This is a genomic window from Roseburia sp. 1XD42-69 (assembly GCF_003612565.1).
Lineage (GTDB): Bacteria > Bacillota > Clostridia > Lachnospirales > Lachnospiraceae > Roseburia_B.
This window is the reverse complement of sequence record NZ_RAZG01000010.1, coordinates 102,130-110,439: the sequence shown is the minus strand read 5'-3', so window position 1 is coordinate 110,439 and position 8,310 is coordinate 102,130. Positions and strand designations below refer to the sequence as shown.

Here is an 8,310-nt window from a genome sequence, read left to right as displayed (position 1 = left end):
TTTGACATAAAAAAGTCAGGCTTTATAAGGCCTGTAAGGATTTTTTGAAATATGAAACTGTCAAACTCCCGGGATTGACTGTATTTTAAGGCTGTTTGCGCCGCTAATGTAAGATTGCAGGGGTAGATGATGTAAGGGGCATAGAGGAAAGCCGCTTGTTTTTTCGACTGGATGATAAGCTGAAGAATTGACATTAAATAAAATTTGTGATAAAACCTTATAAAGAATATTATGAACTGGGGGCCATTGTATGAAAAATGTGAAAATGTGTGTATTGGCAGCTGCTATCATTTGGGGGAGTTTTTCCAGTATAGCAGTGTTTGCCCAGGAAAGCAGAAACCCAAATGACGAATTAGAAGTACTGAGATATGAAAGATTGGCAGAACAATATTTGTCAGCAGATATCACCGCAAAAGAATTAGAGCAGAAGTATGATGGGAAAGTTGATATTGAAACTATACCTTTATCAGAAGATAAGTTGGATTCTGTAGTTTCTGTTTTGATGGATGGAAAAGAATCTGATGATATAAAGTCTTCTGTTTCTCTGGAAAAAATTCACCTTGAAAATGCAGAAAGTAGTATGTATGTATGTATGTATTATCTGCGGAAGCGAAGAAGTCAACAGGCTCTAAAGAAAAAGACGGGGTAACATTGACAGGTGTGATTAATTGGTTAGATAAGCCAGGAACACAAAATATTTTAACAAGTGTTTCTGCAACTAGGCTTGGTTCATACACCGGAACAGGTACATATTCTTACGGAGGAAACAATCAAATATTAAAAAGCGGTACTTTTTCTGGCAGTGGTTTTACAGACCAGGATAATTGGGGAGCGGTGAATCTGATTTTCCATCTGAATGTTTCAACACCTACTGCAAAAGGGAATACCTTATCGCTTCAGGTTCGCACGTCTGCTTTAGATTGAGAATGAGGAGATGTTATGAAAATTGTGAATCCCAGGTTTAGAGTGCTTACTTATTTTTGTTTTGCTTTGCTGTCAGTTATTGTTCAGAGAGTGGTACATTATTTTTTAATTGCCGGAGGATATAAAAAAGCGGCTGATTTTTTGATGTTTTACTATGGCTTTGGCTTTGCGGCTTTTTTAGGAATAGTTATTTTTGTGGCAGATTGTTATATAACAAGGGAAAACAAAAGCCTAGGGAAGTTTTTTGCTAGAGTTTTTTTGGGATTTGTGTTATTATTCATAGGGTTATGTTTTTTTCCATATGATATAGTAAATGAATGGATGGAGGTAAAAATTCTGCATCCCTTCTTTTCGTGGATGGTTGAAAATGGTTTTTTTGATTCCATGGAGAATTTTGACCTGGATTATTGGCAGGGTACATTTTACTGGCATTTTTTTATGACGGAAGTAGACTTTTTCGATGGGATGGTGCTATACGGTACGTTTCAGGTGTGTACGCTGATAAAATATTTCTGCTCTGTGAAAGCATCAATTTTTCATAAAGGTTGAACTTATAAAGAACTGAAAAAAATTATATTTGCATTGTGAATTAATCTGTGGTACTATGTGAGCGGACGGTATTCTTCTTTATATAGAAACTGTACCATTTATACATTATAACAGACACTATTCACTGTATAATTGGGCCGTTTTGGCCCTTTTTTCAATGTTATGAAAAAGGAGACTTTAGCATGGAACTTACAGGAAGCATAGAAGAGGTCAGAAAACAGGTGAAAGCCTGGAGGAAAGAGGGATTGTCCGTGGGACTCGTGCCCACCATGGGATATCTCCATGAAGGCCATAAAAGTTTAATTGACCGGGCAGTAAAGGAAAATGATAAAGTGGTGGTCAGCGATTTTGTAAACCCCATCCAGTTTGGAGTAAACGAGGATTTATCCACCTACCCCAGGGATATTGAGGCGGACAAAAAACTCTGTGAATCGGCGGGGGCTGATTTGATCTTCCACCCCGCACCGGAGGAGATGTATGCCCCGGATTTTTCCACTTTTGTGGAGACGGAAGGGGTTTCTGCAGGGCTATGCGGAAAGACAAGGCCCACCCATTTCCGGGGGGTGTGTACGGTGGTGAGCAAGCTGTTTCATATCGTTATGCCGGATAAGGCTTATTTCGGGGAAAAAGATGCCCAGCAGCTTGCGGTGATAAGGCGCATGGTGCGGGATTTAAATATGGATATTGAGATTGTGGGATGCCCCATTGTAAGGGAAGGGGACGGGCTTGCCAAAAGCTCCAGAAACACGTATTTAAGCAGTGAGGAGCGGAAAGCTGCGCTGGTGCTGTCAAAAGCGGTTTTTGCGGGAAAAGAGATGATGGAGCAGGGGGAGAGGGATGCAGCAGAGATTGTCTCCCATATGAAATCTATCATCGAAGCAGAGCCTTTGGCAAAAATCGACTATGTGGAGATGGTGGATGCTGATTCCATTAAACCCATAAGTGTGGCCCAGGGCAGAGTCTTAACTGCAATGGCAGTGTACATCGGCACCACAAGGTTAATTGATAATTTTATATTTACCTGTTCATAAATAGGAGGATTTGGAGGGAAAATATGACACTGGAGATATTGAAAAGCAAAATACACCGGGCAACGGTAACCCAGGCGGAGCTTAACTATGTGGGAAGCATTACCGTGGACGAGGCTTTGATGAAGGCCTCCGGTATTGTGGAGTACGAGAAAGTGCAGATTGCAGACGTGGACAACGGGGCTAGGTTTGAGACCTATGTGATTGCCGGGGAGGAGGGCAGCGGAATTATCTGTTTAAACGGAGCCGCAGCCCGCATGGTTTCCACCGGGGATAAGGTGATTATTATGAGCTATGCCCGGATGACACCGGAGGAAGTAAAAGACAACCCGCCCAAAGTTGTCTTTGTGGATGAGGAGAATAAAATTACTTCCGTGACCCGGTATGAAAAACACGGCGCATTAAAAGAGGTCTGATTATGCTTACGGGAAAAAAAGTAGTTCTTGGCGTTAGCGGCAGCATTGCCGCCTACAAGATGGCAAATGTGGCGAGTATGCTGGTGAAACTCCACTGTGACATCCATGTAATCCTCACAGAGGCGGGGGCAAAATTTATCACACCGGACACCTTTGAGGCGCTGACGAAACATCCATGCCTTACCGACAGCTTTGAGCGGAGCAATCCCCCTAAAATACACCACATTACCCTGGGACAGACTTCGGATTTGATTCTGGTGGCCCCGGCGTCGGCGGATATCCTGGGGAAAATGGCCCACGGAATTGCAGACGATCTGCTTACCTCCACCATTGTGGCGGCAACCTGCCCTGTCCTTGTATCTCCGGCTATGAATTCCCATATGTATTTAAATCCCATTGTCCAGGAAAATATAAAACGGTTAAAAAGCTTTGGCTATACTTTTATAGAGCCTGCCGTGGGGCATTTGGCCTGCAATGTGGAGGGGATAGGGAAACTGCCGGAGGAATCGGTTTTGGTGGATGCCATTGTAGGCAGGCTTACCGAAACGCCAAAAGAGCAGGACTTTGCCGGGAAAAAAGTCCTGGTTACGGCGGGGCCTACCAGGGAGAGCATTGACCCTGTGCGCTATCTCACCAACCACTCCACGGGAAAAATGGGATATGCCATTGCCGGGGAAGCGGCAAAGCGGGGGGCCATAGTAACCCTTGTGACAGGTCCGGTGGAGCTTTCACCCCCAGGGGGAGTAAGAACCCTTTCCGTTACCACGGCACAGGAGATGTATGAGGCAGTGGTGGCGGAGGCGGAAAGCCAGGATATGATTATTAAGGCGGCTGCCGTGGCGGATTACCGTCCGAAAGAAATCAATCAGGAAAAGACAAAGAAAAAAGAGGGAAACCTTGTTTTGGAATTGGAGCGGACAAGGGATATTTTAAAAGAACTTGGGGAAAAGAAGAAAAAAGGACAGTGCATCTGCGGATTTTCTATGGAGACGGAGCATGTGATTTCCAATTCCAGGGAAAAACTGGTAAAGAAAAACGTGGATATGATTGCCGCCAACAGCCTGCGGGAAGAGGGGGCAGGATTTGGGACAAGTACCAACCATCTTGTATTGATTACGGCGGAGGGGGAGACAGACCTGGGAATGTTAAGCAAAGAGGACTGTGCCAGCCGGCTCTTAGATGAACTTCTTCTAATCTTTCAGGCGAAGAATAGGTAATCGGAACCAAGAATTTTCTCACTTGAACAAGAAAAATAAATATAGAAATAAAAAGGAGATTTTATTATGCCAGAAAATAGTTCATGCGCAAGCGCATCAAGCTGTAACAGGGAAAGCTGTGAGGGATGTAAGAGCAATAAGGCTTCCGGTTCCGGGATTGAGCAGGAGGCTTTCAACCAGTATTCCTCCGTAAAGAAAGTAATTGGAATTGTCAGCGGAAAAGGGGGAGTGGGCAAATCTTTTGTCACCGCATCCCTTGCGGCGGCTATGACAAAGGCAGGATTTTCCGTGGGAATTTTAGACGGAGATATCACAGGGCCTTCCATCCCCAAAATGTTTGGTGTCCACGGCCCGGTGTACGGCACGGAGGACAGCCTTTACGCCATGGAGGCGGAGGACGGGACAAAGATTATGTCCATCAACCTCTTAATGGAAGATGAGGAGGCCCCTGTGATCTGGAGAGGGCCTGTGATTGGGGGAACGGTAAAGCAGTTTTGGACAGATGTGATCTGGGGAGATTTGGACTATATGTTTGTGGATATGCCCCCTGGAACCGGGGACGTGCCCCTTACCGTGTTCCAGTCCATTCCCGTGGACGGCATTATCATCGTCACCTCCCCCCAGGAGCTGGTGCAGCTTATTGTGAAAAAAGCTTACAATATGGCGGCAGCCATGGATATTCCTGTTCTTGGCATTGTGGAAAATTTCAGCTTTGTAAAATGCCCGGACTGCGGCAGGGAGATAAAAATCTTCGGGGAGAGCCATGTGGAGGAAGCGGCGGCAGAACTTTCCATCCCTGTTTTGGGAAAAATCCCTGTGGAGCCTGAAATGGCAAAAGCGGCGGATGCTGGAGAGTTTTATAAAACGGAAAATCCCTATTTAGAGAAGGCTTTGGAGGCACTTAAAAATTGACAGAAATAGAGGAGTGCAGAAGGAGTTTAAAGGAAAACCCCTTTGCGGTTTATCTTGGAATTGAGCTTTTAAAGGTGGAGGAAGGGCTTGTCTATGCCCGGATTGATAACAGGGAGATGCTTCACAATATTTACGGGGATATGCATGGAGGCGCCATTTATTCCATTGCGGATAACCTGGCGGGGATTGCGGCGGCAAGTTATGGGTACTATGTCACCACGGTAAACGGGAGTATCCAATATCTTAAGGCTGTGCGCAATGTGGAGGAAATTTTCTGTGAGGCCAGGGTAATTAAGGCGGGAAAAACCATATCTTCCGTTCATGTGGATATCAGGGATGGGGCGGGGAATCTGTACAATACGGCGGAATTTACCTATTTTAACCTGCGTCCCAAGGAGGACAATTGAGATGAATTGTTTTTGGCAGATGGATTGGGAACTGGTGCATAGATGCCTGTTTATTTCAGAGGGCAGCGAGCTAGTCGGCTGTTTGCAGACATTTGACGGCTGCCGCAAGGTTTTTGAGTAGAAAGGAAAATCAGATGGAAAAGAAGTATAGAGTGGGAATTTTAGGTTACGGAAATTTAGGCCGGGGGGTGGAGTGCGCCATCAAACAGAACCCGGATTTGGAGCTTTTGGCGGTTTTTACTAGGAGAAATCCAGAGGATGTAAAGATTTTGACAGAAACGGCAAAGGTCTGCCCGGTAAGTGAGGTAAAAGGCTGGAAGGAAAAACTGGACGTGATGATTCTCTGCGGAGGCAGCGCAACGGATTTGCCAAAGCAGTCCCCGGAAATGGCTTCCATGTTTAACATTGTGGACAGCTTTGACACTCATGCGAAAATACCGGAGCATTATAAAAATGTGGACAAAAGGGCAAAAGAGGGGGGAAAGACTGCAATCATTTCTATTGGATGGGACCCGGGAATGTTTTCTTTAAACCGCCTTTACGCCAATGCAATTCTGCCGGAGGGGAAGGATTATACCTTCTGGGGCAAGGGTGTGAGCCAAGGACACTCCGATGCCATCCGCCGCATTGCCGGGGTGAAAAATGCAAAACAGTACACGATTCCGGTGGAAGAGGCACTTAATGCTGTGCGAAAGGGGGAAAACCCAGAACTTTCCACAAGAGAGAAGCATACCAGAGAGTGCTTTGTGGTTTTAGAGGAAGGGGCAGATGCCGCTAAAGTGGAAGAGAAAATTAAGACTATGCCCAACTATTTTGCGGACTATGACACCACGGTGCATTTTATCAGCGAGGAGGAACTCTTAAGAGACCACAGCGGAATTCCCCACGGGGGTTTTGTGCTGAGGAGCGGCGCTACAGGATGGGAAAAAGAAAACCGTCATCTCATTGAGTACAGTTTAAAACTGGATTCCAACCCGGAGTTTACCTCCTGCGTGTTAGTGGCTTACGCCAGGGCGGCATGCCGCATGGCAGAAGAAGGGCAGAGCGGGTGCAAGACGGCGTTTGACATTGCCCCGGCTTATTTAAGTCCAAAGAGCGGGGAAGAACTCAGAGCGGAATTGCTGTAGGCGGCAGTTGTGGATTTGGCGGAGGAAGGAATCAAGTGCAGATGGCAGAGACAAAGGAAAAACAGAGAATTCTAATGTTAGAGGATGACGAAGATCTGGCCCAGGGTATCTGCCTGTCCCTTTCCGGTGACGGCCTGGAGTTTTTCTGCTGCAGGACTGTAAAGGAGGCGGAGGAAGCCTTTGCCAAAGGAGCTTTTGATCTGCTTATTTTGGATATCAACCTGCCGGATGGAAGCGGCCTTTCTTTTTGCCGGGAGATCCGAAAGATTAGCAGGATTCCCATTGCCCTCTTGACGGCAAAGGATATGGAAATAGATGTTGTGGCGGGCTTAGAGTGCGGGGCAGATGACTATATTACGAAACCTTTCAGCCTTATGGTGCTTCGGGCCAGGATTCGGGCCCTTCTCCGCCGGGGTATCCCGGAGAAAAAATCGGAGTACAGAGACGGGACGTTCTATTTTTCTTTTGACACCATGAACTTTTACAAGAATGGAGAGGAGATAAGTCTGAGCAAGACAGAGCAGAGGATTTTGTATCTCCTTGTGATGCATCCCGGACAGATCTTAACCAGGGAGCAGCTTTTAGAGTGGGTGTGGCCGGAGGGGACGGAGTATGTGGAGGACAATGCTCTGTCCGTTGGAATCCGTCGCCTCCGGGATAAACTGGAGGATGTTCCCGGGGAGCCAAAATATATCAGGACCCTTTACGGGAAAGGATATGTGTGGGATTAGTGCAATCACAAATTTACAGGAGAAAAATATGGAAATCTGTATGTCGGTGCTTATTTTACTTTGCATACTTTTCTGCCTTTTGGTGCAGCAGCACTACAAACGGGAGATGGAGGCCGTTTATCAGGGCCTCCTTTTAAAATTAGACAGGGCCATTACCCTTGGGGCGGGGGAGGTTTCCTACGACGAATCTATGGACGCCGCAGTCTGTGAGCGTCTCAGAAGGATTTTGGAGATTTCGGGAATGCACAAAGAGAAGGCCCAGAAGGAACGTGACATGGTGCAGTCTCTGATTTCAGACATCACCCATCAGGTGCGCACCCCATTGACGAACATTATGCTCTACACCGGGCTTTTACAGGAAAAAGAGAAAGACGGGGAGACGGCGGTTTTGATTGAAAAAATCAGCCAGGCGTCCCTTCGGCTTGATTTTTTTATGCGGCAGTTAGTAAAATCCTCCTGTGCAGAGCGGGAAATGATTGCCCTTTCCCCAAAGCTTACGAAGGCAGGTGAAATTGTGGGGATGGCCTGCCAGGCCCAGGAACTTTCCGCCATGAAAAAGAATATTGTCTTTGTGAGAGAAGTAACGGAGGATATGTGCTTTGCAGATAAAAAGTGGACCATTGAGGCGGTTGCCAATGTGGTTGAAAATGCAGTGAAGTACTCTCCCGAAAATTCCAGGATAGAAGTGAAAACCATTCCCTATGAGTCTTTTGTCTTAATAGAGGTAAAAGATTTTGGAATCGGGATCAAAGAGGAGGAGCGGGGTCTGGTTTTTGGCCGGTTTTACCGCTCCGAAGATGTGAAAGACCTGCCCGGTTTTGGAATCGGGCTTTATTTGGTGCGGGAAATTATATCCGGGGAGGGAGGATATGTGAAAATCAAAGAAAACCCGGAGGGAGGAACCATTGTGCAGGTGTATCTGTCCCGTTTCCCGGTTTCGGTGGGATGAAAAGTTTCCGATTGTGTCAAATCTGTCATTTTTGAGAAAGATTTGAGAAA

The 8,310-nt window shown here is 46.2% G+C and carries 11 protein-coding genes; all 11 read left to right on the top strand.

The genetic code is table 11. The annotated features are described in order from the left end of the window. Nucleotides 1-250: 250 nt before the first annotated feature. Nucleotides 251-649: a hypothetical protein gene (locus tag D7Y06_RS07475; protein WP_120407178.1), complete on the top strand. Its 399-nt coding sequence runs from the start codon at nucleotides 251-253 to the stop codon at nucleotides 647-649. Next, nucleotides 589-924, top strand: a complete 336-nt coding sequence (locus D7Y06_RS25630) for a hypothetical protein (RefSeq protein ID WP_147415602.1) — start codon at nucleotides 589-591, stop codon at nucleotides 922-924. Before D7Y06_RS07475 ends, D7Y06_RS25630 begins: the two co-directional genes overlap by 61 nt. A 15-nt stretch (nucleotides 925-939) precedes the next feature. Then, on the top strand, nucleotides 940-1,473 hold the full coding sequence (locus D7Y06_RS07470) for a hypothetical protein (RefSeq protein WP_120407177.1): 534 nt from the start codon (nucleotides 940-942) through the stop codon (nucleotides 1,471-1,473). Nucleotides 1,474-1,655: 182 nt separating this feature from the next. Further along, a complete protein-coding gene (panC, locus tag D7Y06_RS07465) occupies nucleotides 1,656-2,504 on the top strand; it encodes a pantoate--beta-alanine ligase (RefSeq protein WP_120407176.1) in 849 nt (282 codons plus the stop codon). Between the two features lie 23 nt (nucleotides 2,505-2,527). Beyond that, entirely contained in the window at nucleotides 2,528-2,917 is a 390-nt protein-coding gene (panD, locus tag D7Y06_RS07460; RefSeq protein WP_120407175.1) for an aspartate 1-decarboxylase, read from the top strand. Between the two features lie 2 nt (nucleotides 2,918-2,919). Next, nucleotides 2,920-4,134 carry a bifunctional phosphopantothenoylcysteine decarboxylase/phosphopantothenate--cysteine ligase CoaBC gene (gene coaBC / locus D7Y06_RS07455; protein WP_120407174.1) on the top strand — a complete coding sequence of 405 codons (1,215 nt, stop codon included), beginning with the start codon at nucleotides 2,920-2,922 and terminating at the stop codon, nucleotides 4,132-4,134. Between the two features lie 66 nt (nucleotides 4,135-4,200). Then, on the top strand, nucleotides 4,201-5,046 hold the full coding sequence (locus tag D7Y06_RS07450; RefSeq protein WP_120407173.1) for an Mrp/NBP35 family ATP-binding protein: 846 nt from the start codon (nucleotides 4,201-4,203) through the stop codon (nucleotides 5,044-5,046). Further along, nucleotides 5,043-5,453: a PaaI family thioesterase gene (locus D7Y06_RS07445; RefSeq protein ID WP_120407172.1), complete on the top strand. Its 411-nt coding sequence runs from the start codon at nucleotides 5,043-5,045 to the stop codon at nucleotides 5,451-5,453. The genes D7Y06_RS07450 and D7Y06_RS07445 overlap by 4 nt, the downstream gene beginning before the upstream one ends. A gap of 134 nt (nucleotides 5,454-5,587) precedes the next feature. Continuing rightward, nucleotides 5,588-6,580, top strand: coding sequence for a diaminopimelate dehydrogenase (locus tag D7Y06_RS07440; RefSeq protein ID WP_120407171.1), 993 nt, complete (start codon nucleotides 5,588-5,590; stop codon nucleotides 6,578-6,580). A 41-nt stretch (nucleotides 6,581-6,621) separates the two neighbouring features. After that, a complete protein-coding gene (locus D7Y06_RS07435; protein ID WP_120407188.1) occupies nucleotides 6,622-7,311 on the top strand; it encodes a response regulator transcription factor in 690 nt (229 codons plus the stop codon). Nucleotides 7,312-7,339: 28 nt separating this feature from the next. Next, nucleotides 7,340-8,260, top strand: coding sequence for a sensor histidine kinase (locus tag D7Y06_RS07430; RefSeq protein WP_120407187.1), 921 nt, complete (start codon nucleotides 7,340-7,342; stop codon nucleotides 8,258-8,260). Nucleotides 8,261-8,310 lie beyond the last annotated feature (50 nt).

What these genes read in the sequence shown, in the direction of transcription:
- D7Y06_RS07475 (WP_120407178.1), top strand. Translation starts at nt 251, where the DNA reads ATGAAAAATGTGAAAATGTGTGTATTGGCAGCTGCTATCATTTGGGGG.
- D7Y06_RS25630 (WP_147415602.1), top strand. Translation starts at nt 589, where the DNA reads ATGTATGTATTATCTGCGGAAGCGAAGAAGTCAACAGGCTCTAAAGAA.
- D7Y06_RS07470 (WP_120407177.1), top strand. Translation starts at nt 940, where the DNA reads ATGAAAATTGTGAATCCCAGGTTTAGAGTGCTTACTTATTTTTGTTTT.
- panC (WP_120407176.1), top strand. Translation starts at nt 1,656, where the DNA reads ATGGAACTTACAGGAAGCATAGAAGAGGTCAGAAAACAGGTGAAAGCC.
- panD (WP_120407175.1), top strand. Translation starts at nt 2,528, where the DNA reads ATGACACTGGAGATATTGAAAAGCAAAATACACCGGGCAACGGTAACC.
- coaBC (WP_120407174.1), top strand. Translation starts at nt 2,920, where the DNA reads ATGCTTACGGGAAAAAAAGTAGTTCTTGGCGTTAGCGGCAGCATTGCC.
- D7Y06_RS07450 (WP_120407173.1), top strand. Translation starts at nt 4,201, where the DNA reads ATGCCAGAAAATAGTTCATGCGCAAGCGCATCAAGCTGTAACAGGGAA.
- D7Y06_RS07440 (WP_120407171.1), top strand. Translation starts at nt 5,588, where the DNA reads ATGGAAAAGAAGTATAGAGTGGGAATTTTAGGTTACGGAAATTTAGGC.
- D7Y06_RS07435 (WP_120407188.1), top strand. Translation starts at nt 6,622, where the DNA reads ATGGCAGAGACAAAGGAAAAACAGAGAATTCTAATGTTAGAGGATGAC.
- D7Y06_RS07430 (WP_120407187.1), top strand. Translation starts at nt 7,340, where the DNA reads ATGGAAATCTGTATGTCGGTGCTTATTTTACTTTGCATACTTTTCTGC.